Raw genomic sequence first — 24,924 nt, forward strand, 5'->3', positions numbered from 1 at the left:
ACGCTTGCGTCACGGCTTCGCGCGCTCCGCCGCCCGCTCGAGCAGCGTGCGCGCCTGTGCCTCGTATTGCGCGAGATCCTCGAGCGTCGCGTCGAGATCGGCGCGCTGGCGCTCCAGGATGTCGCGATGGTGCATGACCGTGTCGAGAAACGCCTGAAGCTGCGGCAGCGTGTCGGTCGGCGACTCGTAAAGATCGAGCAGCGTGCGGATTTCCGAAAGCGTGAAGCCGAGGCGCTTGCCGCGCAGCGTGAGCTTCAGCCGCGTGCGATCGCGCCCGGAAAACACGCGCCGCAAGCCGCCCGCGCCCTCGCGGCTCGGCGCGAGCAAGCCCTGGTCCTCATAGAAGCGGATCGCGCGCGGCGTAACGTCGAATTCGCGCGCAAGCTCGGTGATCGTGTACTGGGTCGTCATGGGTTGCGTGGCTCGTGTGGCGTCGCCGGCACGACGGCGCAAGCGGCGATAGAATCGACGTTTACGTTATCGTCAACCTGACGCGCGCGCAACCCGCGCCATCCACGAGAATCACGAAAGAGACCGGAGCCCACGCCCGCAATGAACGCCCTCGAACACCAGCTCGACTATCCCTTCGCCGACACGCTTCCCGAGCCCGGCCACGTTTTCGAAGTCGCGCCCGGCGTGAAATGGCTGCGCATGCCGCTGCCGTTCGTGCTCGATCACATCAATCTCTGGCTGCTGCGCGACGAGATCGACGGCCAGCCGGGCTGGACCGTGGTCGATTGCGGCATCACCGACGAAACCATCAAGGCGCGCTGGGAAGCGGTGTTCGAGAGCCAGCTCGAAGGACTGCCGGTGCTGCGCGTGATCGTCACGCATTGCCACCCCGATCACATCGGGCTTGCGCACTGGCTCTGCACGGGCGGCGACAAGGCGCGCTGGGACGTGCGCCTGTGGGCCACGCACGGCGAATACATGCAGGCGCGCGTGATGGCCGCCGGCGACGGCTCCAACGCGGGCGGCGAAGGCGCCGCGCGCCATTTCGCGCGTCACGGTCTTGCCGACGAAACCGCGCTCGACAAGCTGCGCAACCGGCGCGACTACTACAGCAAGCTCGTGCCCGCGCTGCCCTCGCAGTACCGCCGGCTGCGCGAGGCGGACACCGTGCGCATCGGCGGGCGCGACTGGCGGGTCGTCACGGGCTACGGCCACTCGCCCGAGCACTGCGCGCTGTACTGCGAATCCATCGGCACGCTGATCTCGGGCGACATGGTGCTGCCGCGCATCTCGACCAATGTTTCCGTGTTCGACATGGAGCCCGAAAGCAATCCGCTCGGGCTGTACCTGGACTCGCTCGGCCGCTACGAAACGCTGCCCGAAGACACGCTCGTGCTGCCTTCCCACGGCAAGCCCTTTCGCGGCGTGCGCACGCGCATCGCGCAACTGCGCGCGCACCACGACGCGCGGCTCGCCGAAGTCATGGCCGCGTGCGAACGCGCGCCGCAAAGCGCCGCCGACATCGTGCCGATCATGTTCAAGCGCGAACTCGACATTCACCAGACCACGTTCGCGATGGGCGAGGCGCTCGCGCACCTGCATCTGCTGTGGCTCGCGGGCAAGCTCCAGCGCGCGACGGATGCCAACGGCGTGATCCGTTTTTCGTCTTGTTAGCGCCTTGTTTTGCGCCCTGTTTCGCATCTTGAGCACGTTGCGCAGGCCAATCGCGCCGCTCTCGCCGCTCTCGCCGGCGCTGGCGCAATAAAAAACGGGCGGCTCGAAAGAGCCCGCCCGTTTTGCCTGAAGCGAACTGCGTTGCCCGCGACCTAGTTGCCGCCGCCCGTAATGAGGTCAGCGCCCTTCGGCCGCACGAACCTGAACGCCGTGGCCGGCAGCGACGGGTTTTTCTCGATGTTGGAGAACGTGAGCAGCGTCACGTTGCCGAACACGTCGTGCAACTCCATGGCTTCGAGATTGCCGTCCTTGAAGCCGATGCCCACGCTCTTGAACTGCGTGTCGCGCGCCTTCGGAATCAGTTCGAGCCAGTCGATGCCGTTCTTCACGCCCGCGTCGGAGAGCGTGAAGTTCCTGTCGAGGTCGTTGCTGCCGAAGAGGATCGCGGCCGGGCTTGCGCCCAGCGCGCCGCCGAGCTTGCGCTCCGTGACCTGGTTCAGGTCCTTGTCGTAGACGTAGAGATTGTCGCCGTCCGACTGCAACACCTGCTGATACGGCTTCTCGTACGACCACACGAACTTGCCGGGACGCGCGAACACGAACGTGCCGCTCGACACCTTCGAGTTGAGCGTGGCCGTGGCGAGCGCGTCGCTCGCGTTCTTCGCGTTCGACTGCGCCTTGAGTTCGCGTTGCACGAAGCTGCCGCGCGCGGCATGCACCTGCGCGACGAACTGCTTGAGTTGATCCGTGCCGCTCGCGTAGGCGTGCGAAACCATCAGGACCGACGCGCCGATCGCGGCAAACAGTGCGCGGCGCGCGAGGCGCTCGAAGCGGGTCGGAAGTCCAGCCGAAAACTGCATCTATCGTTCTCCAGGTAGGGGAATTCGTGGGCTCGCTGGCGAACCGGGGGTTCAGTCCGCGTCGCGCGTCGGCACGAGAATTTCGCGGTTGCCGCTCGACGACATCGCCGAAACGAGCCCCGACTGCTCCATCTGCTCGAGCAGCCGCGCCGCGCGGTTATAGCCGATGCGCAGATGCCGCTGCACGAGCGAGATCGACGCGCGCTTGTTCTTGATGACCACCTCGACGGCCTGATCGTAGAGCGGGTCGGATTCGTCGCCGGTGCCCGAAACACTTGCCGTGCCTTCGTCGCCCTCGCCCGCCACGCCGCCTTCGAGCAAGCCTTCGATGTAGTTCGGTTCGCCCTGCTCCTTGAGCTTGTCCACCACGCGATGCACTTCCTCGTCGGAGACGAACGCGCCGTGTACGCGCACCGGCAGCCCCGAGCCGGGCGGCAGATACAGCATGTCGCCCATGCCGAGCAGCGACTCCGCGCCCATCTGGTCGAGAATCGTGCGCGAGTCGATCTTCGACGACACCTGGAACGCCATGCGCGTGGGCACGTTGGCCTTGATGAGGCCCGTGATGACGTCCACGGACGGGCGCTGCGTGGCGAGAATCAGGTGGATGCCGGCCGCGCGCGCCTTCTGCGCGATGCGCGCGATCAACTCTTCGACCTTCTTGCCGACCACCATCATCAGGTCGGCGAGTTCGTCGATCACCACGACGATGTTCGGCAGCTTCGCGAGCGGCTCGGGATCGTCGGGCGTGAGGCTGAACGGGTTCGGAATCTTCTCCTCGCGCTTGTTCGCTTCCTCGATCTTGTTGTTGTAGCCCGCGAGATTGCGCACGCCCAGCTTGCTCATGAGCTTGTAGCGGCGCTCCATTTCGGCGACGGTCCAGTTCAGCGCGTTGCCGGCCTGGCGCATGTCGGTCACCACCGGACACAGCAGATGCGGAATGCCTTCGTAGACGCTCATTTCGAGCATCTTCGGGTCGATCAGGATCATGCGCACCTGTTCCGCGCTGGCTTTATAAAGCAGCGAGAGGATCATGGCGTTGATGCCGACCGACTTGCCCGAGCCGGTCGTGCCGGCCACGAGCAGGTGCGGCATTTTCGCGAGATCGGCGCATACGGGCTTGCCGCCGATGTCCTTGCCAAGTCCCATGGTGAGCGCCGAAGGCGCATCGGCATACACGGCCGAGCCGAGAATTTCCGAAAGGCGCACGGTCTGGCGGCGCTGGTTGGGCAGTTCCAGCGCCATGAAATTCTTGCCCGGAATGGTTTCCACCACGCGGATCGAGACGAGCGAGAGCGAGCGCGCGAGGTCCTTGGCGAGATTGACGATCTGGCTGCCCTTCACGCCCGTGGCCGGCTCGATTTCGTAGCGCGTGACGACCGGGCCCGGATACGCGGCCACCACGGCCACGTCCACGCCGAAGTCCTTGAGCTTTTTCTCGATGAGGCGCGAGGTGAATTCGAGCGTGTCGTCGGAGATGGTTTCCTGGGTTGCGGGCGCGGGATCGAGCAGCGCGATGGCGGGCAGCGTGGAGTCGCCGGGCAGATCGGTGAAAAGCGGCACCTGGCGCTCTTTCTCCACGCGCTCCGAGCGCTGCGGCGTGACCACGGGCGGCACGATCGTGACGGGCTCGTGCTCCTCGATCTTGACGCGGCCGCGCTCGACCTTGCCTTCGCGCTTGACGGCGGCGGCTTCGCCGAGCTTGCGGTCGCGCCCCGCTTCGCGGCGCAGCTTGGCCATCGTCACGCCGTTGATGATGGATTCGCCGACCTTTTCGGCGACGGTGAGCCACGAAAAGCGGAAATACAGCGACAGGCCGATGGCGAGCGCGAGCAGCATGGCAAGCGTGCCGCCCGTGAAGCCGAGCGCGTGCGAGACGCCGCGCGCCACCGCCGCGCCGACCACGCCGCCCGGATCGGCCGGCAATTGCACCTTGAGCGACCACATGCGCAGCGCCTCGATGCCGCAGCACGAGAGCACCACGAGCGCGAACGCGAAGGCTTCGGCGATCCAGGTGATGTCGCGCGGCTTCTCTTCTTCGTCGTCGGCGTTGGCTTCGCGGTGCGTGATGCGGCGGTAATTCGCCGAAATGAAGCGCCCGAGCAGCACGACCCACCAGTAGGCGGAGAGGCCGAACAGCAGCAGCAGGACGTCGGCGATGCGCGCGCCCACGCGGCCCGCCCAGTTGGCGATGTGATCGACCTGCGCGGCGTGCGTCCAGCTCGGGTCGTGGCGGCTGTAGCTGATGAGCGCCATCAGCAGGAACACGCCGAGCGCGACCTGCAAAATCCAGCGGATTTCGGTGAAAAGGCGCGACATGCGGTGCGGCAATGCCTGCGCCTGCGCGGAATAAGGAGCTTTGGCCATTGAACCCTGGGCTAAAAACCTGGTGCTTGGTGCGTTCGTCCGTCAGCGGCCTATTGTAAACGGGTTGTTTCGGCCCCGGCTGTCTCACGCTGTAAATGACGGTAACTGACAACGCGCGCCGCCGCCTCGCGCCACGGCCGGGCCTCGCCGTACGGCGGGGGCTATCGCCGTCATCGGAAAGCTTCATGGAGCAGCGAATCCCCCCGCCCTTTATAATTGCGCGCTGATGCCCAACTAGATGCGTATGCCCAGAGCGCGCCCCGGCGGCGCCGGGCGGCCGAATTCGCGCCGCGTCGCCACGAGCGGGCGCCACGCAGTTTTTCCACGGAAATCGATCATGTCTGCCACCAAACACGCCAAAGTCCTGATTCTCGGTTCCGGCCCCGCCGGCTACACGGCAGCCGTCTACGCGGCGCGCGCGAACCTTTCGCCGCTGCTCGTCACCGGTCTTGCACAGGGCGGCCAGCTCATGACCACGACCGACGTCGAAAACTGGCCCGCCGACCCGAACGGCGTGCAGGGCCCCGAACTGATGCAGCGTTTCCTCGAACACGCCGAGCGCTTCAACACGGAAATCGTGTTCGATCACATCCATACGGCAAAGCTCGACGAAAAGCCCATTCGCCTGATCGGCGATTCGGGCGAGTACACGTGCGACTCGCTCATCATCGCGACCGGCGCCTCGGCGCAATATCTCGGGCTGCCGAGCGAGGAACTCTACATGGGCCGCGGCGTCTCGGCCTGCGCGACCTGCGACGGCTTCTTCTATCGCAACCAGCACGTCGCCGTGGTCGGCGGCGGCAACACGGCCGTCGAAGAAGCGCTGTACCTCTCGGGCATCGCGAAAAAGGTCACGGTCATTCACCGCCGCGACAAGTTCCGCGCGGAGCCGATCCTGATCGACCGCCTGCTGGAAAAGCAAAAGGAAGGCGTCGTCGAGATCAAGTGGAATCACGTGCTCGACGAAGTGAAGGGCAACGAAGGCGGCGTGAACGGCCTGCGCATCAAGAGCACGGAAACGGGCGCGACCACCGACATCGACCTGCAAGGCCTTTTCGTCGCGATCGGCCACAAGCCCAACACCGACATCTTCGCAGGCCAACTGGAGATGAAGAACGGCTACATCGTCACGAACGGCGGCCTGAACGGCAACGCCACCGGCACGAGCGTGCCCGGCGTGTTCGCGGCCGGCGACGTGCAGGATCACGTGTACCGCCAGGCCATTACGAGCGCGGGCACGGGCTGCATGGCCGCGCTCGACGCGCAGCGCTACCTGGAAAGCGTCCACGAACTCGGCCAGGCGCACGTGATGAGCGCCGAAGCCGAGCGCTAAGCCCGCACGCGAGCCGGCGTTCTTGGCCGGCATGCCGGCCGGGTGCGGCCGGGTGCGGCCAGATAGGCGCGCCTTGAAGCACACTTCGAAGCGCGCTTCGATGCGCGCTTGGATGCGCACCTCGCCCGGTGGGTGAAGCGGTACGCGGCGATCGTCGCCAAAAGGGCCGTGGGCAGTCAGCCAGCGGCCCTTTGCTTTTGCGGCGTTCCCTGCGGAAGCCTCGCCGTCACGACAGTCATTCAGCGTATTCCGTCATGCCCAAGAACAAGCCCCATCCCGGCGAACCGCGGCGCGCAGCGCCCCGGCCCGCCGCGCCGCCCGCGCCGCCCGCGACGAAAGCCGCGGAAACCGCGCCGCCGGCGGGTTTCGCCGGACTCGGCGGCCTGCGCGACGCGCTCAAGGCGCAAACGCGTCAGCGCGAGCGCGAACGCGCGGTGGAAAAAGCCGCGCGTGCGGAGGCAGCCGCCGACAGCGACCTGTTCCGCCGCGAGATCGGCATGGTCGCGCCGCTCAGGCAGCCTTCGCGCGCGTTGCCGCGCCGCGAGGCGCCCGTGCCGCTGCCGCTGCAAACGCGGCTCGACGAGCAGGCCGTGCTGCACGAAGCCATTTCCGATGAATTCGATCCCGAAGCGCATCTCGAATCCGACGAATCGCTGTTTTATCACCGCCCCGGCGTGAGCGCCGAAGTCGTGAAGAAACTGCGGCGCGGCGCGTGGATCGTGCAGGCGCAGCTCGATTTGCACGGGCTGCGCCGCGAGGAAGCGCGCGAGGCGCTGCAAGCGTTTATCCGCGAAGCCGGCAAGCGCGGGCTGCGTTGCGTGCGCATCATCCACGGCAAGGGGCTCGGCTCGGTCGGCAAGGAGCCGGTGCTCAAGGGCAAGGTGCGCGCGTGGCTCGTACAGAAGGAAGAAGTGATCGCGTTTTGCGAGGCGCGGCCGCATGACGGCGGCGCGGGCGCGGTGCTCGTGCTGTTGCAGCCGCATTCGCACATCCAGCATCGGCAGCCGGCTTGAGGCCGCGCCGCCCGCAAGAAAAAACCCCGCCGCTGCCGGTGCAGCGAGCGGGGTTTTTTATCGCCCGGAGCAGAACGCTTACGCGATGCGCTCCTCCGTTTTCGGGTCGAACAGCACGGCTTTCGACACGTCGAACAGCAGCTCCATGCTGTTGAGCGGCTGCGGATTCGCGCCGGGGTGTACGCGGCTCACCACGCGCTTGCCGTTGACCTGCGCGAACACCAGCGTGTCCGGGCCGGTCGGCTCGATCACGTCGACCTTCACCGTGTGGCGTTGCAGTTCGTGGCCGTGGCCGTCGTGCGAGCTGCGCGCGTCGGTGATGCGCTCGGGGCGCAGGCCCAGCACCACTTCCTGGCCGATGTGGCCGCGCAGCTTGCCTTGTTCGAACGGCAGGTTCAGCACGTTGCGCGCCACGCCCGTGTCGAGTTCGATGCCCACGCCCGAGCCCTGCTCCACCAGCTTGCCGTTGATGAAGTTCATCGGCGGCGCGCCGATGAAGCCCGCGACGAACAGGTTCGACGGCGAATCGTAGATGTCCTGCGGCGCGCCGAACTGCTGCACGATGCCGTCCTTCATCACGGCGATGCGGTCGCCGAGCGTCATCGCCTCGATCTGGTCGTGCGTCACGTAGACGATGGTCTTGCCCACGCGCTGATGCAGCAGCTTGATTTCCGAACGCATTTCGATGCGCAGCTTGGCGTCGAGGTTCGAAAGCGGCTCGTCGAACAGGAACATGATCGGGTCGCGCGCGAGCGCGCGGCCCATCGCGACGCGCTGGCGCTGGCCGCCCGAAAGCTGGCCCGGCTTGCGGTCGAGCAGATGCTGGATTTGCAGCATGCTGGAAACGCGATCGACGATCTGCGACTGCTCGGCCTTCGGCACCTTGCGGATGTTCAGGCCGAACGAGATGTTCTCGCGCACCGTCATCGACGGATAGAGCGCGTACGACTGGAACACCATTGCAATGTCGCGGTCCTTCGGCGAGAGGTTGTTCACCACCTTGCCGTCCATGCAGATCTCGCCCTTGGTCACGGTTTCGAGACCCGCGATCATGTTGAGCAGCGTGGACTTGCCGCAACCCGAGCCGCCGACCAGAATCAGGAACTGGCCGTCTTCGATGTCGATGTTCACGCCCTTGAGGACGGGCACCCCGTTCGGGTAGGTCTTGTAGACGTCGCGAATGGAAAGGCTTGCCATACCAAAAATCCTTTTAATCGAATGAGAGCGTTAGCCCTTCACCGCGCCCGCCGTGAGGCCGCGCACGAAGTAGCGGCCGGCGATCACGTAGACGAGCAGCGTGGGCAGCGCGGCGATGATCGCGCCGGCCATGTCGACGTTGTATTCCTTCACGCCCGTGGACGTGTTCACGAGATTGTTCAGCGCGACCGTGATCGGCATCGAATCGACGCCCGAGAACACGATGCCGAACAGGAAGTCGTTCCAGATCTGCGTGAATTGCCAGATCAGGCACACCATGAAGATCGGCAGCGAGAGCGGCATCATGATCTTCGTGAAGATCATGAAGAAGCCGGCGCCGTCGATGCGCGCGGCCTTCACGAGTTCGGCCGGCACGCTCACGTAGAAGTTGCGGAAGAACATCGTCGTGAACGCAATGCCGTAGACCACGTGTACGAGCACGAGGCCGCCGATCGTATTCGACAGACCGAAGTAGCCTTCCACGCGCGCCATCGGCAGAAGAATGGCCTGGAACGGAATGAAGCAGCCCACGAGCAGCATCGTGAACAGCGCGTCCGCGCCGCGAAAACGCCAGTGCGTGAGCACGTAGCCGTTGAACGCGCCGATGATCGACGAGATCAGCACGGCCGGAATCACCATCTTCACGGAGTTCATGAAGAACGGCTGCATGCCGTCGCAGCGCACGCCCGTGCATGCTTCGCTCCACGCCTTGACCCACGGCGCGAAAGTCGGGTGCGTGGGCAGCGTGAGCATGTTGCCCGTGTGAATCTGGTCGAGCGACTTGAACGACGTCGACAGCATCACGTACAGCGGAAACAGGAAGTACAACGCGAACAGGATCAGCGCCGCGTACACGAACATGCGGCTCACCTTCATCTTAGGCTGCATTGCGCGTGCTCCTCGATTCCAGATACATGAGCGGCACGAGCACGGCCACCACCGTTGCGAGCATCATCATCGACGACGCCGCGCCGACACCGAGCTGCCCGCGATTGAACGAAAACGTGTACATGAAGATGGCCGGCAGCGACGACGACGTGCCCGGGCCGCCCGCGGTGAGCGCCACCACGAGGTCGAACGTCTTGATCGTGATGTGGCAGAGAATGAGCAGCACGGAGAAGAACACCGGGCGCATGCTCGGAATCACGATCTTGCGGTAGATCGTGGGCAGCGTCGCGCCGTCTACCTGGGCCGCCTTGAAGATTTCGCTGTCGACGCCGCGCAGGCCGGCCAGGAACAGCGCCATGCAAAAGCCCGTGGATTGCCACACCGCCGCCACGACGATACAGAAGATGGCCTTGTCGGGGTCGTTGAGCCAGTCGAGCTGGAAGCTCGTCCAGCCCCACTGATGCAGCACCTGCTGGATGCCGAGGTCCGGGTTGAAGATCCACTGCCACGCCGTGCCCGTCACGATGTACGAAAGCGCCATCGGATAAAGGAACACCGCGCGCAGCGCGCCTTCCTGGCGAATCTGCTGGTCGAGCAGGATCGCGAGAAAGAGACCGAGCGCCACGCAGATCGCGATGAACGGAATGCCGAACCAGCCGAGGTTCTGCGCGGACGTCCACCAGACGTCGTTGGAGAACAGCTCGCTGTAGCGATCGAAGCCCGCGAAGTCGTAGCGCGGCATCAGTCGCGAACTGGACAGCGACAGATAGCCGGTGATGAGAATGAAGCCGTAGACGAATACGATGCTGATCACAATGCTGGGAGAAAGCACCAGCTTGGGAATCCAGCGGTCTGCGAGCGCCGCCATCGGCGACGCGCGGCGCGTAGCAGGCGTGGCCGCCTTGCCGTTGCCGCTAAGAGAAGCAGTCACTGCGCAACTCCTGGAACGGTGCGGGACCGCAATGGCTCCGCACGATGATGGGGTTCGGTGGAACCTTCATGCCCGGGGCGCGCCGCGCGCGGCGCGCCCCGCTTTACAACTGCTGTGCTGCGTTGAGGCTTACTTCGTCTTCGCGGCCTTCGCGAGCGCTTCCACCGCGCTCTTCGAATCCTGGGTCGAGTTCATGAACTTGGTGACGACGTCGGTGATCGCGCCGGCCGTGGCGTCAGGCTGAGCCATGCCGTGTGCGAGCGACGGCACATAGCCGCCCGACTTGATCGCCGTTTGCTCGTCCGCGTACGACTGCTTGCCGCATGCGTCGAACTTGCTCATGTCCACGCCCAGACGGACCGGAATCGAGCCCTTGTTCAGGCTGAACTGCTCCTGGAACGCCGGCGACATGATGGTCTTCGCGAGCGCGAGCTGGCCCGGCGTCGCGGCCTTCTGGCCCTTCTGCTGGAAGAACACGAACGAGTCGACGTTGAAGGTGTAGCCCTTCGCCGTGCCCGGCACCGGCGCGCAGATGTAGTCCGTGCCCGGCTGCTTGTTCGCGTTCGCGAACTCGCCCTTGGCCCAGTCGCCCATGAACTGCATGCCGGCCTTGCCGTTGATGACCATGGCCGTGGCGAGGTTCCAGTCGCGGCCCGTGCGGCCGTTGTCCATGTACGACTCGATCTTGCGGACCGTGTCGAACACGCCGACCATCTGCTGCGACGTGAGCGTCTTCTGGTCGAGGTCGACGATCGCCTTCTTGTAGAAGTCGGCGCCTTGCGAGAGGACCACGTCTTCCCACAGCGTCAGGTCCTGCCACGGCTGGCCGCCCGCGGCGACCGGCTGGATGCCGGCGGCCTTGAGCTTGTCGGCCACGGCGAAGAACTCCGGCCACGTGGTAGGCGGCTTCGCGCCGACCTTGTCGAGCGCGGCCTTGTTGATCCACACCCAGTTCACGCGGTGTACCGAGAACGGCGCCGCGACGTAATGACCGTCGGCGTGCATGATCTTGTCGATCTGCGGCGGCAGGTTGGCCTTCCAGTCGGTCGCGGCCGAATCGATCGGGGCGAGCACGCCTTGCTCGGCCCATTCCTGGATCAGCGGACCCTTGATCTGGGCGGCCGTGGGCGCGTTGCCCGAGATGACCTGGGTCTTCAGTGCGGTCATGGCCGCCGCGCCCGCGCCACCGGCGACCGCGAAGTCCTTCCACACATAGCCCTGCTTCTGCATGTCGTCCTTGAGCACGCCGACGGCTTTCGACTCGCCGCCCGACGTCCACCAATGCAGCACTTCGAGAGACTCGGCTGCTTGCGCCGTAGCGACGCTGCCCAACAGACCTGCGGCGCACAGGGCGCCCATGATCGCGCGGAATTTCATTGCTTATCTCCTCCAGACACCTGAACAAAAAACGGTTGGCCCCTGAACCGCCAGGGAGCGGTGGTTGGTCAAACAGGCTAAAACAGGCAAAACACTGGACGGTCGGGCGCCGGAGTGCCGCGCGCGTGCTTTTCGTTCGATGCGCGCGGGCCGCGGGCCGGTGTCCGGCCGCAGGACGCTCAAGAGATGAGTGGTTCGGAATGCAACTTGACTGTCTCCTCTTTTGATTTTCACCGGCCGTTCGGCCGGCCGAGGCGCCGCTTGCGTCGCGCGGCCCGAAGCTCTCCCAGGGCGGAATACGCGGCAATTGGGCCGCCGGCTCGCTTGGCCGAGCGCGGCAAGGTCCCGCAACGTTCTCCGTTACCATGAGGGGGCATTCCGTCCACTCGCCAAACCGCGCAAGACCGCCGTAACACCTGCGTCTTACGCTTTTTACATCGAATGAACGTTACCTCTTGATTTGAATTGTAGTTAAACTACAATTCAGTGTCAAAAAAAATTTTATCGGACTACGGCCGCTCGAACCGCCCTTCCGCCAAGCCCGGAACCGGCGCTCGACCCACCTTGCTGCGGCCACCCAGGACTGTGACGGAGACTCATGCAAAACCAGACCGATTCAGGTTTCACGTTCGTGCTCTTCGGCGCCACCGGCGATTTGTCGATGCGCAAGATTCTTCCGGCCCTGTACGAAGCGCACCGCTCGGGCATGCTCGCGGAGAGCGGGAAGATCGTCGGCGTCGCGCGCCACGAGGAGGATCGTGCCGCCTATGTCCAGTGGGTCGACGAGCACGTCAAGCCGCATGTGAAGAAGAACGGCGGCTTCGACGAAGCCGCGTGGGCGAGCTTCGTCGAGCGCATCGTCTATGTGAAGCTCGATCTCTCGCGCGCCGAGGACTTCACCACGCTGCGCGACGGCATTGCCGGGCTGCCCGGCATTCGCGTGTTCTATCTAGCCACGGGCCCGTCCCTTTTCGTGCCGATCTGCCGCGCGCTCGCCACCGTCGGCCTGAACCAGAACGCGCGCGTCGTGCTCGAAAAGCCGCTCGGCTACGACCTCAAGTCGTCGAATGCGATCAACGACGCCGTGGGCGAAATCTTCGCCGAGGAGCAGATCTACCGCATCGACCATTACCTCGGCAAGGAGCCCGTGCAGAACCTGCTCGCGCTGCGCTTCGGCAATGCGCTGTTCGAGCCGCTGTGGCGCCGCGAATGGGTCGAGAGCATTCAGATCACCATCGCCGAGGAGCTGGGCGTGGAGGCGCGCGGCGACTTTTATGACAACACCGGCGCGTTGCGCGACATGGTGCAGAATCACCTGTTGCAGTTGCTCTCGATCGTGGCCATGGAGCCGCCGCATTCGATGGATTCCGATTCGGTGCGCGACGAGAAGCTGCGCGTGCTGCGCGCGCTCAAGCCCATCGATCCGCTCGACATCAGCAAGGTCGCGGTGCGCGGCCAGTATCACGCGGGCGTGATCCGCGGCCAGGCGGTGCCCGGCTACGCGACCGAACACGGCGTAAAGCCCGACAGCCGCACGGAAACCTTCGTCGCGCTCAAGGTCGAGATCGAGAACTGGCGCTGGGCGGGCGTGCCGTTCTTCCTGCGCACCGGCAAGCGTCTTGCCGACCGCGTGGCGGAGATCGTCGTGAACTTTCGCCCCGTGCCGCATTCGGCGCTCGGCGCGCCGGCGCTGCGCGCGGGCTCGAACCGGCTCGTGATCCGCCTGCAACCGAACGAGACGATCCGCCTTTACTGCCTCGCCAAGCAGCCCGGCGAAGGCATGAACCTCGCGAGCGTTCACCTCGATCTCGCGTTCGACCAGTTCTTCCGCGAAGGGCAGATGGAAGCGTATCAGCGTCTGCTGCTCGACGTGATCAACGGCCGGCTTGCCCTCTTCGTGCGCCGCGACGAGCAGGAAGCGGCATGGAAGTGGGTCGAGCCCATTCTCAACGAATGGGCCGCCGCGCCGCGTCCGCCCAAGCCGTACGCGGCGGGCACGTGGGGACCGGCGGCGGCGAGCGCGATGCTCGCGCAGCACGGCACCTGCTGGCTCGAGGAAGAGAACTGAAGCGGCACCCGACGCCGGAAGTGACGACAGACACCGCAGTTAGACAAAAAAGCAGCATGGAGGAGAAGTGATCGAGCTTCACGTATTCGACGACCCGCGCGCCCAATCCGACGCGCTGGCGCGAGCCGTGGGCGACGCGCTACATGCGTCGCTCGCGACTCAAACCGCCGCGCCGGGCGGCGCGGTAAACCGCGCCACGCTCGCCGTCTCGGGCGGCACGAGCCCGCGGCCGTTTCTCGAAGCCTTGTCGACGCATCGGTTCGACTGGGCCAACATCGACGTCACGCTCGTCGACGACCGCTGGGTGCCGGACACCGACGCCGCCAGCAACGCGCGTCTCGCGCGCGAAACGCTGCTCAGGCACGAGGCGGCGCACGCGCATTTCCTGCCGCTCGTCGACGTGACGCGGGAGCTGGAGGCGCACGTGGCCGCGCTCAACGCCGACCCGGCGCGCAAACTGCCGAACGTCGCCGTGCTCGGCATGGGCGAGGACGGCCACACGGCCTCGATCTTCGCCGACGCGCCCGAATGGCACGAGGCGATCACCACCGCGCGCCCGTTCGTCGCCGTGCATCCGCAGGCCGCGCCGCACGCGCGCGTTTCGTGGTCGATGCAGGCGCTGCGCCAGGTCGACCGCCTCTTTCTGCTGATCGCGGGACAACGCAAGCTCGAAGTATTGCAACAGGCCGCTGCGGCCGAACAAAACAACGCCATTTCCAGACTGGCGAACGACAAGGGAGTGAGACTCGATGTCTACTGGTGTGCAAACTAGAACTGCCCCTGGCGCGGGCCAGCACGCCGACGGACCGAGGCTGCTCGCCGATATCGGCGGAACCAACGCGCGTTTCGCGCTGGAGACGGCGCCCGGCGAGATCGGCCAGGTGCGCGTGTATCCGTGTGCGCAGTATCCGGGCGTCGCGGAGGTGATTCAGCAGTATTTGAAGGACACGAAGATCGGCCGCGTCAACCACGCGGCCATCGCCATCGCGAACCCGGTCGACGGCGACCAGGTGCGCATGACCAATCACGACTGGACCTTCTCGATCGAGGCCACGCGCCGCGCGCTCGGCTTCGACACGCTGCTGGTCGTGAACGATTTCACCGCGCTCGCCATGGCGCTGCCGGGCCTCACCGACACGCAGCGCGTGCAGGTGGGCGGCGGCCAGCGCCGCCAGAACAGCGTGATCGGCCTGCTCGGGCCCGGCACGGGTCTCGGCGTTTCGGGCCTGATTCCCGCCGACGACCGCTGGATCGCGCTCGGCAGCGAAGGCGGCCACGCGAGCTTCTCGCCGCAGGACGAGCGCGAGGATCTGGTGCTGCGGCACGCGCGCACGAAGTGGCCGCATGTCTCGTTCGAGCGCGTGTGCGCCGGTCCCGGCATCGAGTTGATTCACCGGGCGCTGGCCGCGCGCGACAAGAAGAAGCTGCCCGAGACGCTCGAAGTCGCCGACATCGTGAAGCTCGCGCATGACGGCGACGCGCTGGCGCTCGAAACCGTCGAATGCTTCTGCGGCATTCTCGGCAGCTTCGCGGGCAATATCGCCATGACGCTCGGCTCGCTCGGCGGCATCTACGTGGGCGGCGGCGTCGTGCCGCGGCTGGGCGAACTGTTCACGCGCTCGTCGTTCCGCCAGCGTTTCGAGGCGAAGGGCCGCTTCGACAGCTATCTCGCGAACGTGCCCACCTACGTGATCACGGCCGAATATCCGGCGTTTCTCGGCGTTTCGGCGATTCTCGCGGAACAACTGTCGAACCGCGCGGGCGGCGGCTCGTCGGCGGTGTTCGAGCGCATTCGCCAGATGCGCGACGCGCTCACGCCCGCCGAGCGACGCGTGGCCGACCTTGCGCTGAACCACCCGCGCTCGATCATCAACGATCCGATCGTCGACATCGCGCGCAAGGCGGACGTGAGCCAGCCGACCGTGATCCGCTTCTGCCGCTCGCTCGGCTGCCAGGGTTTGTCGGACTTCAAGCTCAAGCTCGCCACCGGTTTGACGGGCACGATTCCCGTGAGCCATAGCCAGGTGCATCTCGGCGATACGGCCACGGACTTCGGCGCGAAGGTGCTCGACAACACCGTGTCGGCCATTCTGCAACTGCGCGAGCATCTGAATTTCGAGCACGTCGAACAGGCCATCACGCTGCTCAACGGCGCGCGCCGCATCGAGTTCTACGGGCTCGGCAACTCGCACATCGTCGCGCAGGACGCGCATTACAAGTTCTTCCGCTTCGGCATTCCGACCATTGCCTACGGCGACCTGTACATGCAGGCGGCTTCGGCCGCGCTGCTCGGCAAGGGCGACGTGATCGTGGCCGTTTCGAAGTCGGGCCGCGCGCCGGAGCTGCTGCGAGTGCTGGACGTGGCGATGCAGGCGGGCGCGAAGGTGATCGCCATCACGTCGAGCAACACGCCGCTCGCCAAGCGCGCGACGGTGGCGCTCGAAACCGATCACATCGAAATGCGCGAGTCGCAGCTTTCGATGATCTCGCGCATTTTGCATTTGCTGATGATCGACATCCTCGCGGTCGGCGTTGCGATTCGCCGCGCCTCGCCCGATGCGAACGTGAGCAACGCGGTCGAGAAAGCGCGCGAGCATGCCGACGACGACGCATCGGCCGTGCTCGACTGGCTGAGCCACGGCGCTTCGCCATCGGCGCGCGAGTGAGCGCGGCGATCTGGCTGAGGTCGCGGATTCACGCGGCGCCATGAAAAAACGGGACGTCCAGCGGGCGTCCCGTTTTGCTTTATGCGGCGTGGGCGTCGTTAGGTTGTCGCGTGCGCATTTACGTTGTGGCGTGCTCACCTATGTTGTCGCGTGCTCACTTACGTTGTGGCGTGCTCAGTTACGCTGTGGCGCGCGCATTTACGTTGCGGCGCGCTCACCCACGTTGTGGCGTGCTCACCCACGTTGTCGCGTGCTCACCCACGTTGTGGCGCGCTCACCTACGTTGTCGCGTGCTCACTTACGCTGCGGCGCGCGCATTCACGCTGCGGCGTGCTCCCCCACGTCGTCGCGCGCTCACGCTCGGCTGTTAGTTGCGATCGCGCATCCCGATCGCCGACATCGGCGAATCAAATCTGCCGCGGCGAAACCGCCGCCGCGCCCGGCGCGGGACGGCCGTGCCATTTCACGACGATACGGCGTCCGATCCACGTCATCACGCCGCACGCGCCGATCGTGCAGCCCATGCCGAACGGCGAGACGCCCGGAAACCAGCCGACCACGGCGCTCGCCAACGCACCCAGCCCGAGTTGCGCCGCGCCGAATACGGCCGCCGCCGCGCCCGCGTTTTTCGGGTAGCGGTACATGAGGTCGGTCGCGCAATTCGCGCCCAGCAGCCCCACCACGCTCACCACGAAGAACAGCCCGGCGACGATCGACCACAAGCCGCCCAGGCCCGTCAGGCACACGAACGCGACGAACAACGACGCGACGATGCTCACGCCCGACGCTGCCGACACCATGCGCAGCGTGCCGAACCGGCCGATGAAGCGCGTGTTGAGGAAATTGCCGAGCATGATGCCGAACACGTTCATGCCGAAGAAGAAGCCGTAGTGCTGCGGCGAGACGTGGAAGTATTCGATGTAGACGAAGGGGGTGGCCGAGATATAGGTGAACATCGAGGCGAATGCCATGCCGCCGCAGAGCATGTGCCCCCACACGAGCGGGTCGCGCAGCAACCGCCCGTACGCCGCAAACGAACGCAGCACGGCCGCGCTCTCGCGTTTTTCGGCGGGCCAGGTTTCGGGCACGCGCAGCCAGGCGGCCACGCCGCAGGCGATGCCGAACAGCGTGAGCGCGACGAACACCACGCGCCAGCCGCCGATCAGCAGCAACTGCCCGCCGATGAGCGGTGCGAGCAGCGGCCCGATCGACGTGACGATGGCGACCATCGACAAGACCTTGGCCGCGTCGGACGGCTCGTGGGCGTCGCGTGCGATGGCGCGCGCGAGCACCGAAGCCGCGCCCGCGCCGAGCGCCTGAAGAAAGCGCACGATCGCCAGTTCGCCCGCCGAAAACGAGAGCCAGCACGCGATGCTCGCGAGCGTGAACAGCGCGATGCCGCCGAGCAGCACCGGGCGGCGGCCGTAGGCGTCGGAAACGGGACCGTAGAGCAGCATGCCGACCGAAAAGCCGGCCATGAAGCTCGTGAGCGTCGCGGCGGCCGCCGAAGCGCTCACGCCGAACGACTGGGCGATGGCGGGCAGGCTCGGCAGGTACATGTCGGTGGCGAGCGGGCCGCAAGCGGCCAGCGCACCGAGCAACACGATCAGCCGGCCATCGGGCCGGCGGCGCGGGGAATGGGACATGGTGTGAGTGGCGACGAGGTGCGCTTGTGCGTTGCGTTGCGTGGCGTTGTGTTGCGCGCGGCATTGCGCGGCACTGCGTTTGCATGGCGCGATGCGGCGCGCTTCGAGTGTGACGACGACGAAGACAACCGAGGCCACCGCGCGACAGCCCGCGTAAAGCCGGGCCATCGGCGCGCGAACAGCGGCAACGGTGCCGCCGCATTGTACCCGACGCTTACCGGAAGCCTTCGGCGCGGCGGCACGCCGCTTTGCGCTAAGCTGCCCGCGTTTGCCTGCGTTTGCCTGCGTTCGTCAGCAGTCGTTTGCGTTTGCCCGCGTTCGTCTGCATTCGCCTGCGTTCGTTTGCGTTTGCCCGCTCCCGGCCGCTTTCGCCGTTTTCCAATCTCGCCGCGCCCCACATGACCGCCTTCCTGCTGATCTGGAGCCCCAAGAAGTGGCCCTGGCCCGAACTGCCCGACTTCGCGCGCCGCGTGCGCGCGGGCGAGGCCGTCGCCGATACGTGGGGCTGCGGCTTCGCGCGCGGCATCCTCCCCGGCGACCGCGTGTTCCTGCACCGCGTGGCCGCCGAGCCGCGCGGGCTGTTCGGCTCCGGCTACGTCACGCGCGCGCCTTACGAAGTGCCGGACGCCGCGTACAAGCGCGGCTACCGGCTGTGCATCGACTTCGTCTACGACTGGCTCGTCGATGCGGGCGAGAACGTCGTGATCGCGCGCGACGCGTTGCGCGCGCATCCGTTTTCCGTGCAGACCTGGGACGCGCAAAGCTCGGGCACCGTCATCAAGCCGGTAGCGGAAGGACCGCTCGAAAAGCGCTGGGCCGATCTGACCGGCAAGCGGCCGATGCCTGTGGCCGCGCTCGCGGCCATGCAGGCGTGGCACGACGCGCAACGCACGGGAGCGGCATCGCCGCTGGAACCGGGCGATGGCAAACCCGCGCGAAAACGGGCCAGCCAGACCCGCACGGCCGGTACGACGCGCGACACCGCGCCGCAGCAACCCGCCGCGCCCAGGCGCCGGCGCAGCCGCCCTTCCCGTCCCTGACGCCCATTCGACGCAACGAGAAGCCCTTCTTTCCACGCTCATTCGGCACTCGTGCGCGGCCGAACCCGCGTTGCCGCCGGCGCGAACGGGCGGCCCGCCCCATCGCCCGCGGGCGGCCGCCAACGGCGGCCCCGTTCCTCGCGCCCAGGCAGCGCCGCCGGAGCGCCCGGCCCGATCCGCCCGTCTTAGGTACAATTTCAGGAAAATCGCTTATCGCCCGCCCCGTGCCCGCGCCTCGCGCGCCGCATGGGTCCGCCCGACGGCATGAGCGGCGCACTGCCCGCGCTCGCCGCGCGGTTGCCGCGCGCCGCGCCGCCGCGCGCCACATCACTCTCGCAGGTCCCGCACTCATGTCCGCCAACCCTACTCCGCAGTCCAGCACGACGTCGCGCAACGCCGCCCTCTTCGAACGCGCCCAGCGCACGATTCCCGGCGGCGTGAACTCGCCGGTACGCGCCTTCCGCTCGGTGGGCGGCACGCCGCGCTTCATCGAGCGAGCGCAAGGCCCGTACTTCTGGGACGCCGAAGGCCGGCGCTACATCGACTACATCGGCTCGTGGGGCCCGATGATCGTCGGTCACGTGCATCCCGAAGTGCTCGAAGCCGTGCAGCGCGTGCTCGCCAACGGCTTCTCGTTCGGCGCGCCGACCGAAGCCGAAATCGAGATCGCCGAGGAAATCTGCAAGATCGTGCCGTCGATGGAACAGGTGCGCATGGTTTCGAGCGGCACCGAAGCGACCATGAGCGCGCTGCGGCTCGCGCGCGGCTACACGAAGCGCGATCGCATCGTGAAGTTCGAAGGCTGCTATCACGGCCACGCCGACAGCCTGCTCGTGAAGGCCGGCTCGGGCCTGCTCACGTTCGGCAATCCGACTTCGGCGGGCGTGCCGGTGGACGTCGCGAAGCACACCACGGTGCTCGAATACAACAACGTCGCCGCGCTCGAAGAAGCGTTCAAGGCGTTCGGCGACGAGATCGCCGCCGTGATCGTCGAGCCCGTCGCGGGCAACATGAATCTCGTCAAGGCCACGCCCGAATTCATCGGCGCGTTGCGCAGCCTCACGGCGAAGCACGGCAGCGTGCTGATTTTCGACGAAGTGATGTGCGGCTTCCGCGTGGGCCTGCGCGGCGCGCAAGCGCTCTACGGCGTGCAAGCCGACATGGTGTGTCTCGGCAAGGTGATCGGCGGCGGCATGCCGGCAGCGGCCTTCGGCGGGCGCCGCGAGATCATGGACCACCTCGCGCCCAACGGCACGGTGTATCAGGCGGGCACGCTCTCGGGCAACCCGATCGCCGTCGCGGCCGGTCTCAAGACGCTGCAACTGATCCAGGCGCCGGGCTTCTACGAGCAACTGGGCGCGAAAACGGAGCGCCTCGTGAAAGGCTTGAGCGAAGCCGCGCGCGCGGCGCAGGTGCCGTTCGCCGCCGACTCCGTGGGCGGCATGTTCGGCCTTTATTTCGCCGACGCCGTGCCGGGCAGCTTCGCCGAGGTCACGAAGAGCGACATCGCGCGCTTTAACCGCTTCTTCCATCGCATGCTCGATGCGGGCGTCTATTTCGCGCCCTCGGCGTACGAAGCCGGCTTCGTTTCCAGCACGCACAACGACGCGATTCTCGACGAAACCATCGAGGCCGCGCGCCGCGCGTTCGCCGCCGAAGCCGCCGCGGACAACGTCACGCAATAACCGCGCAAGCCGCACCGGCGCGCCCGCGCCTTTCAGGCCGGGCGCGTATCGCACCACCGCACCACCGCGCCGCCACGCACCCGCGCTCAACCGCCGCCCGAGAGAAAGCACACCGATGTTCTCGCAATCCGATTTCGTCCATATGGAACGCGCCCTCGCCCTCGCGGTGCGCGGCCTTTACACGACCGACCCGAACCCGCGCGTGGGCTGCGTGCTGGTGAAGGAAGGCGTGGTGATCGGCGAAGGTTTCACGCAGCCCGCCGGTTTCGATCACGCCGAAATCCAGGCGATGAAGGATGCCCGCGCGCGCGGCCACGATCTGCGCGGCGCGACCGCCTACGTGACGCTCGAACCGTGCAGCCACTTCGGCCGCACGCCGCCCTGCGCGAATGCGCTGATCGAGGCGAAGGTCGCGCGCGTGATCGCGGCGATGGAAGACCCGAATCCGCAGGTGTCGGGCCGGGGTCTCGCGATGCTGCGCGAAGCCGGTATCGACGTGCGCTGCGGGCTGCTCGCCAACGAGGCGCGGGAGCTGAACATCGGCTTCGTCTCGCGCATGACGCGCAAGCGCCCTTGGGTGCGCATGAAAGTGGCGGCGACGCTCGACGGCCGCACCGGCCTGCCCTCGGGCGAAAGCCAGTGGATCACCGACGAAGCCGCGCGCGCCGACGGCCACGCGTGGCGCGCGCGCGCCTCGGCGATCCTCACGGGCATCGGCACGGTGAAGGAAGACGACCCGCGCATGACCGTGCGCGCGATCGACACGCCGCGCCAGCCCCGGCGCGTGCTGATCGACAGCCGCCTCGACGTCTCGCCGCTCGCGCAGATTTTCGTGGGCGCGCCCACGCTCGTGTTCTGCGCGGCGCTCGACGCCGGCAACGAGGAACGCGCGGAGCAACTGCGCGCGCGCGGCGCGGAGATCGTCGCGCTCGGCAACCCGCACGGCAAGGTCGATCTGCCCGCGATGCTCGCGGAACTCGCCGCGCGCGGCGTGAACGAGCTGCACGTGGAAGCCGGCTACAAACTCAACGGCTCGCTGATGCGCGAAGGCTGCGTCGACGAACTGCTCGTGTACCTCGCGCCTTCGCTGCTCGGCACGAACGCGCTCGGCATGATCGACATCGCCGCGCCGGACAAGCTCGACTGGCGCACGCGGCTCGCCTTCCATGCCGTCGATCGCGTCGGCGCCGACCTGCGCGTGCTCGCGCGCGTCGTCGCCACGCAGGACGACTGAACCGTTTATCCCTATCGAATACGAGGAACCACACGATGTTTACCGGAATCGTCGCGGCAGTGGGCCGCATCGAATCGATCACGCCGCTGGGCGCCGACGAAAACGCCGGCGTGCGCCTCACCGTCGACGCGGGCACGCTCGGCCTCGACGACGTGCAGCTCGGCGACAGCATCGCCATTCAGGGCGCGTGCATGACCGCCATCGCCAAGACCGCCACGACCTTCGACGTCGACGTATCGCGCGAAAGCCTGAACCGCACGGTCGGCCTCACGCAGCCGGGCGAAGTGAATCTCGAAAAAGCGCTGCGCGCGAACGACCGGCTGGGCGGCCATATCGTTTCCGGTCATGTGGACGGTCTGGGCACCGTCACGCGCTTCGCGCCCGTGGGCGAATCGCACGAGCTGCGCGTGCTCGCGCCAGCCGAAATCGGCCGCTATCTCGCCTACAAAGGCTCGATCACGGTGAACGGCGTGAGCCTCACGGTCAATACGGTGGACGACCGCGCGGACGGCTGCGAATTCTCGATCAACCTGATCCCGCACACCGTTGAAGTGACGACGCTCAAGCATTTGCAGGCGGGCTCGAAAGTCAATCTGGAGATCGACCTGATCGCGCGGTACGTGGAGCGCATGCTGTCCGCCGACAAGCTCGTCGACAAGGACTAGGCGCGGGCGAGCCCGAACCGGCCGGGGCGCGAGCATGCGCGGCCGGCCGCTGATAGAATCGGCATTCTTTTTCCGCGCGCGCGGCTTCGCGTTGCGCCTTCATCACCCGAACCGCACAGGGAGGCATGCATGGCATTGATCGACACGACCGCCGCCATGCCGCCGGTTCGGGCGCCGTTGCCCGCGCCGTCCGGCATGCGCGCAACGCTTCCGCTTCCCGCGCTGCCGTAGCGCGTTAGCGCGGTTTCCCGGCCGGCGAGCGGTTTCCAGCCGCCGCTTCGGCCTTCAGTGGCCCCTCGCGGTTTTTTACGGTTTTTGCGGTTTTTCGAATTTGCGCCGTCCGGCCTTCCGGGTTCGGGCGCGCGTATGCCGTATTCCGCTTGCTCGCCGCATCAACGCACTATTCCAGGAGAGTCTTCGGGCATCGGCCCGGAGCAGGCTGTCCATGACAGAGTCCAACAGATCATCCGACGCGAAGCCCGAGTCGGGCGGACAGACGTTCCGCAAGGTTCTCGGCTTCACCTTCCGCCACTGGGCGAGCCAGCCGGTGCGCGTGAGCGCGGTCGCGCTCGCCTCGCTGCTGGGCGCCGTCGCCGACGTGCTCACGCCGCACTACGCGGGCCAACTGGTCGACGCGCTCACGCACGACGCCACGGCGGGCAACGCCGCCGCGTGGCACGCGGCCGTCGTCGCGTTCTGGGCGCTCACGGCGCTCGGCCTGATCGGCACGATGATGCGCCAGGCGGCGTTTCGCAACATCATCGTGCTCACGCTGCGCATGATGAGCGAGATCGCCACGCAGGCGTTCCACCGCGTGCAGCGCTTCTCGACCGACTGGCACGCGAACAGCTTCGCGGGCTCGACCGTGCGCAAGATCACGCGCGGCATGTGGGCGCTCGATCTGCTCAACGACACGCTGCTCGTCGCGCTCTTTCCGTCGCTCGTGATGCTGGTCGGCTCGACGCTGCTGCTCGCGCTGCAATGGCACGTGATGGGGCTCGTCGTGGGCCTGGGCTCCGTGCTGTATCTCGCGATCACGGTCTCGCTCTCGCTGTTCTACGTCGCGCCCTCGGCACGCCTCGCAAACCAGTGGGACACCAAAATGGGCGGCGCGCTCGCGGACGCCATTTCCTGCAACGCCGTGGTCAAGGCGTTCGGCGCCGAGTCGCGCGAGGAAGCGCGGCTCGCGCGCGTGATCGCCAAATGGAATAGCCGCACGCGGCGCACGTGGCGGCGCGGCACTTTCAACGGCGGCGTGCAGGGCGTGCTGCTCGTGGGCATGCAGGCGGCCATTCTCGGCTCGGCGCTGCTGCTGTGGGCGCGCGGCCTCGCGAGCGTGGGCGACATCACCTTCGCGCTCACGCTGTTCTTCCTGCTGAAAGGCTATTTGCGCGACGTAGGCATGCACGTGCGCAACCTTCAGCGCTCCGTGAACGACATGGAAGAACTCGTGATGCTCGACGCCGAACCCCTCGGCATCGACGACGCACCCGGCGCGCCGCCCATCGTCATCGACCAAGGCGACATTCGCTTCGAGAACATGACGTTCCGCTACGGCGCGCACGAACGGCCGCTCTACGAAAATCTCACGCTGCGCATCGCGCCGGGCGAGCGCGTGGGGCTGGTCGGCCATTCGGGCTCGGGCAAGACGACGCTCGTCAAGCTGATCCAGCGCCTCTACGACGTCTCGGGCGGCCGCGTGAGCATCGACGCCCAAAATATCGCGCGCGTGCAGCAGGCTTCGCTACGCTCGCAGATCGCCATCGTCCAGCAGGAGCCCGTGCTGTTCCACCGCTCGCTCGCGGAAAACATCGCCTATGCGCGGCCGGGCGCGACGCGCGCCGAAATCGAACACGCGGCGAAGCTCGCGAGCGCGCACGACTTCATCATGGCGCTGCCCCACGGCTACGACACGCTCGTGGGCGAGCGCGGCGTGAAGCTTTCGGGCGGCGAGCGCCAGCGCGTGGCCATCGCGCGCGCGTTTCTCGCCAATGCGCCCATTCTGATCTTCGACGAAGCCACTTCGAGCCTCGACAGCGAAAGCGAAGTGCTGATCCAGCAAGCGATGGAGCGGCTCATGGTCGGCCGCACGACGGTCGTGATCGCGCATCGGCTTTCCACCGTGCGCGCGCTCGACCGGCTGCTCGTGCTGGATCGCGGGCGCGTGGTGGAGGAAGGCACGCACGACGCGCTCGTGCGCCGCGAGAACGGCCTTTACCGCCGCCTGTTCGAGCGCCAGGCGCTGGAACTGACCAAAGGTCTCGCCGACGACGTGATCCTCCGCTAGCGCCGCCGCCCGCGCGGCTGCTCCCGGCCGGCGCGGCGAGA

19 protein-coding genes are annotated in these 24,924 nt (G+C 66.7%); 11 read left to right on the forward strand and 8 right to left on the reverse strand.

All coding sequences use genetic code 11. The features are described from left to right. Nucleotides 1-9 precede the first annotated feature (9 nt). Nucleotides 10-411 (reverse strand): MerR family DNA-binding transcriptional regulator, encoded by a 402-nt coding sequence (locus U5805_RS19925; protein WP_322105217.1) that lies wholly within the window; start codon nucleotides 409-411, stop codon nucleotides 10-12. Nucleotides 412-552: 141 nt separating this feature from the next. Between U5805_RS19925 and U5805_RS19930 the strand changes: the two genes are divergently transcribed. Then, entirely contained in the window at nucleotides 553-1,626 is a 1,074-nt protein-coding gene (locus U5805_RS19930; RefSeq protein WP_322105218.1) for an MBL fold metallo-hydrolase, read from the forward strand. A gap of 152 nt (nucleotides 1,627-1,778) precedes the next feature. On the opposite strand, the gene lolA is transcribed toward U5805_RS19930, so the two are convergent. Together lolA and U5805_RS19940 are read right to left on the reverse strand one after the other, a co-directional pair. Further along, on the reverse strand, nucleotides 1,779-2,486 hold the full coding sequence (gene lolA / locus U5805_RS19935; protein WP_322105219.1) for an outer membrane lipoprotein chaperone LolA: 708 nt from the start codon (nucleotides 2,484-2,486) through the stop codon (nucleotides 1,779-1,781). 51 nt (nucleotides 2,487-2,537) lie between these two features. After that, entirely contained in the window at nucleotides 2,538-4,853 is a 2,316-nt protein-coding gene (locus U5805_RS19940; RefSeq protein WP_322105220.1) for a DNA translocase FtsK, read from the reverse strand. Nucleotides 4,854-5,190: 337 nt separating this feature from the next. Between U5805_RS19940 and trxB the strand changes: the two genes are divergently transcribed. Both trxB and U5805_RS19950 read left to right on the forward strand, forming a co-directional pair. Continuing rightward, nucleotides 5,191-6,186 (forward strand): thioredoxin-disulfide reductase, encoded by a 996-nt coding sequence (gene trxB, locus U5805_RS19945; RefSeq protein ID WP_322105221.1) that lies wholly within the window; start codon nucleotides 5,191-5,193, stop codon nucleotides 6,184-6,186. 254 nt (nucleotides 6,187-6,440) lie between these two features. After that, nucleotides 6,441-7,199 (forward strand): Smr/MutS family protein, encoded by a 759-nt coding sequence (locus U5805_RS19950; protein ID WP_322105222.1) that lies wholly within the window; start codon nucleotides 6,441-6,443, stop codon nucleotides 7,197-7,199. Between the two features lie 78 nt (nucleotides 7,200-7,277). On the opposite strand, the gene U5805_RS19955 is transcribed toward U5805_RS19950, so the two are convergent. From U5805_RS19955 to U5805_RS19970, 4 genes are all read right to left on the reverse strand, one after another. Beyond that, nucleotides 7,278-8,396: a sn-glycerol-3-phosphate ABC transporter ATP-binding protein UgpC gene (locus tag U5805_RS19955; RefSeq protein WP_322105223.1), complete on the reverse strand. Its 1,119-nt coding sequence runs from the start codon at nucleotides 8,394-8,396 to the stop codon at nucleotides 7,278-7,280. Nucleotides 8,397-8,426: 30 nt separating this feature from the next. Continuing rightward, on the reverse strand, nucleotides 8,427-9,284 hold the full coding sequence (locus U5805_RS19960) for a carbohydrate ABC transporter permease (RefSeq protein ID WP_322105224.1): 858 nt from the start codon (nucleotides 9,282-9,284) through the stop codon (nucleotides 8,427-8,429). Next, entirely contained in the window at nucleotides 9,274-10,215 is a 942-nt protein-coding gene (locus tag U5805_RS19965; RefSeq protein WP_322105225.1) for a sugar ABC transporter permease, read from the reverse strand. Before U5805_RS19965 ends, U5805_RS19960 begins: the two co-directional genes overlap by 11 nt. Before the next feature lie 129 nt (nucleotides 10,216-10,344). Next, nucleotides 10,345-11,592 carry an ABC transporter substrate-binding protein gene (locus tag U5805_RS19970; RefSeq protein ID WP_322105226.1) on the reverse strand — a complete coding sequence of 416 codons (1,248 nt, stop codon included), beginning with the start codon at nucleotides 11,590-11,592 and terminating at the stop codon, nucleotides 10,345-10,347. 598 nt (nucleotides 11,593-12,190) lie between these two features. On the opposite strand from U5805_RS19970, the gene zwf reads away from it, so the two are divergent. From zwf to U5805_RS19985, 3 genes are all read left to right on the forward strand, one after another. Then, nucleotides 12,191-13,660, forward strand: coding sequence for a glucose-6-phosphate dehydrogenase (gene zwf / locus U5805_RS19975; RefSeq protein WP_322105227.1), 1,470 nt, complete (start codon nucleotides 12,191-12,193; stop codon nucleotides 13,658-13,660). A gap of 67 nt (nucleotides 13,661-13,727) precedes the next feature. Continuing rightward, a complete protein-coding gene (pgl, locus tag U5805_RS19980) occupies nucleotides 13,728-14,432 on the forward strand; it encodes a 6-phosphogluconolactonase (RefSeq protein ID WP_322105228.1) in 705 nt (234 codons plus the stop codon). Further along, nucleotides 14,410-16,326, forward strand: coding sequence for a bifunctional transcriptional regulator/glucokinase (locus U5805_RS19985; RefSeq protein WP_322105229.1), 1,917 nt, complete (start codon nucleotides 14,410-14,412; stop codon nucleotides 16,324-16,326). Before pgl ends, U5805_RS19985 begins: the two co-directional genes overlap by 23 nt. 407 nt (nucleotides 16,327-16,733) lie before the next feature. Here U5805_RS19985 and U5805_RS19990 read toward each other — a convergent pair whose 3' ends face one another. Next, nucleotides 16,734-17,972: a Bcr/CflA family multidrug efflux MFS transporter gene (locus U5805_RS19990; RefSeq protein WP_322105230.1), complete on the reverse strand. Its 1,239-nt coding sequence runs from the start codon at nucleotides 17,970-17,972 to the stop codon at nucleotides 16,734-16,736. A gap of 398 nt (nucleotides 17,973-18,370) precedes the next feature. On the opposite strand from U5805_RS19990, the gene U5805_RS19995 reads away from it, so the two are divergent. From U5805_RS19995 to U5805_RS20015, 5 genes are all read left to right on the forward strand, one after another. Next, on the forward strand, nucleotides 18,371-19,012 hold the full coding sequence (locus U5805_RS19995; RefSeq protein WP_322105231.1) for a hypothetical protein: 642 nt from the start codon (nucleotides 18,371-18,373) through the stop codon (nucleotides 19,010-19,012). A 350-nt stretch (nucleotides 19,013-19,362) separates the two neighbouring features. Continuing rightward, on the forward strand, nucleotides 19,363-20,697 hold the full coding sequence (gene hemL / locus U5805_RS20000; RefSeq protein ID WP_322105232.1) for a glutamate-1-semialdehyde 2,1-aminomutase: 1,335 nt from the start codon (nucleotides 19,363-19,365) through the stop codon (nucleotides 20,695-20,697). Between the two features lie 115 nt (nucleotides 20,698-20,812). Next, nucleotides 20,813-21,931 carry a bifunctional diaminohydroxyphosphoribosylaminopyrimidine deaminase/5-amino-6-(5-phosphoribosylamino)uracil reductase RibD gene (ribD, locus tag U5805_RS20005; protein ID WP_322105233.1) on the forward strand — a complete coding sequence of 373 codons (1,119 nt, stop codon included), beginning with the start codon at nucleotides 20,813-20,815 and terminating at the stop codon, nucleotides 21,929-21,931. A 35-nt stretch (nucleotides 21,932-21,966) separates the two neighbouring features. After that, nucleotides 21,967-22,596 (forward strand): riboflavin synthase, encoded by a 630-nt coding sequence (locus U5805_RS20010; RefSeq protein ID WP_322105234.1) that lies wholly within the window; start codon nucleotides 21,967-21,969, stop codon nucleotides 22,594-22,596. A 445-nt stretch (nucleotides 22,597-23,041) separates the two neighbouring features. Further along, nucleotides 23,042-24,883, forward strand: a complete 1,842-nt coding sequence (locus tag U5805_RS20015) for an ABC transporter ATP-binding protein (protein WP_322105235.1) — start codon at nucleotides 23,042-23,044, stop codon at nucleotides 24,881-24,883. Nucleotides 24,884-24,924 lie beyond the last annotated feature (41 nt).

Source organism: Paraburkholderia sp. J41, assembly GCF_905220235.1.
Lineage (GTDB): Bacteria > Pseudomonadota > Gammaproteobacteria > Burkholderiales > Burkholderiaceae > Paraburkholderia.

What these genes read in the sequence shown, in the direction of transcription:
- U5805_RS19955 (WP_322105223.1), bottom strand. Translation starts at nt 8,396, where the DNA reads ATGGCAAGCCTTTCCATTCGCGACGTCTACAAGACCTACCCGAACGGG.
- U5805_RS19970 (WP_322105226.1), bottom strand. Translation starts at nt 11,592, where the DNA reads ATGAAATTCCGCGCGATCATGGGCGCCCTGTGCGCCGCAGGTCTGTTG.
- U5805_RS19940 (WP_322105220.1), bottom strand. Translation starts at nt 4,853, where the DNA reads ATGGCCAAAGCTCCTTATTCCGCGCAGGCGCAGGCATTGCCGCACCGC.
- U5805_RS19960 (WP_322105224.1), bottom strand. Translation starts at nt 9,284, where the DNA reads ATGCAGCCTAAGATGAAGGTGAGCCGCATGTTCGTGTACGCGGCGCTG.
- zwf (WP_322105227.1), top strand. Translation starts at nt 12,191, where the DNA reads ATGCAAAACCAGACCGATTCAGGTTTCACGTTCGTGCTCTTCGGCGCC.
- U5805_RS19950 (WP_322105222.1), top strand. Translation starts at nt 6,441, where the DNA reads ATGCCCAAGAACAAGCCCCATCCCGGCGAACCGCGGCGCGCAGCGCCC.
- lolA (WP_322105219.1), bottom strand. Translation starts at nt 2,486, where the DNA reads ATGCAGTTTTCGGCTGGACTTCCGACCCGCTTCGAGCGCCTCGCGCGC.
- hemL (WP_322105232.1), top strand. Translation starts at nt 19,363, where the DNA reads ATGTCCGCCAACCCTACTCCGCAGTCCAGCACGACGTCGCGCAACGCC.
- U5805_RS19925 (WP_322105217.1), bottom strand. Translation starts at nt 411, where the DNA reads ATGACGACCCAGTACACGATCACCGAGCTTGCGCGCGAATTCGACGTT.
- U5805_RS19990 (WP_322105230.1), bottom strand. Translation starts at nt 17,972, where the DNA reads ATGTCCCATTCCCCGCGCCGCCGGCCCGATGGCCGGCTGATCGTGTTG.
- U5805_RS19985 (WP_322105229.1), top strand. Translation starts at nt 14,410, where the DNA reads ATGTCTACTGGTGTGCAAACTAGAACTGCCCCTGGCGCGGGCCAGCAC.
- U5805_RS19930 (WP_322105218.1), top strand. Translation starts at nt 553, where the DNA reads ATGAACGCCCTCGAACACCAGCTCGACTATCCCTTCGCCGACACGCTT.
- ribD (WP_322105233.1), top strand. Translation starts at nt 20,813, where the DNA reads ATGTTCTCGCAATCCGATTTCGTCCATATGGAACGCGCCCTCGCCCTC.
- U5805_RS19995 (WP_322105231.1), top strand. Translation starts at nt 18,371, where the DNA reads ATGACCGCCTTCCTGCTGATCTGGAGCCCCAAGAAGTGGCCCTGGCCC.
- trxB (WP_322105221.1), top strand. Translation starts at nt 5,191, where the DNA reads ATGTCTGCCACCAAACACGCCAAAGTCCTGATTCTCGGTTCCGGCCCC.
- U5805_RS20015 (WP_322105235.1), top strand. Translation starts at nt 23,042, where the DNA reads ATGACAGAGTCCAACAGATCATCCGACGCGAAGCCCGAGTCGGGCGGA.
- U5805_RS20010 (WP_322105234.1), top strand. Translation starts at nt 21,967, where the DNA reads ATGTTTACCGGAATCGTCGCGGCAGTGGGCCGCATCGAATCGATCACG.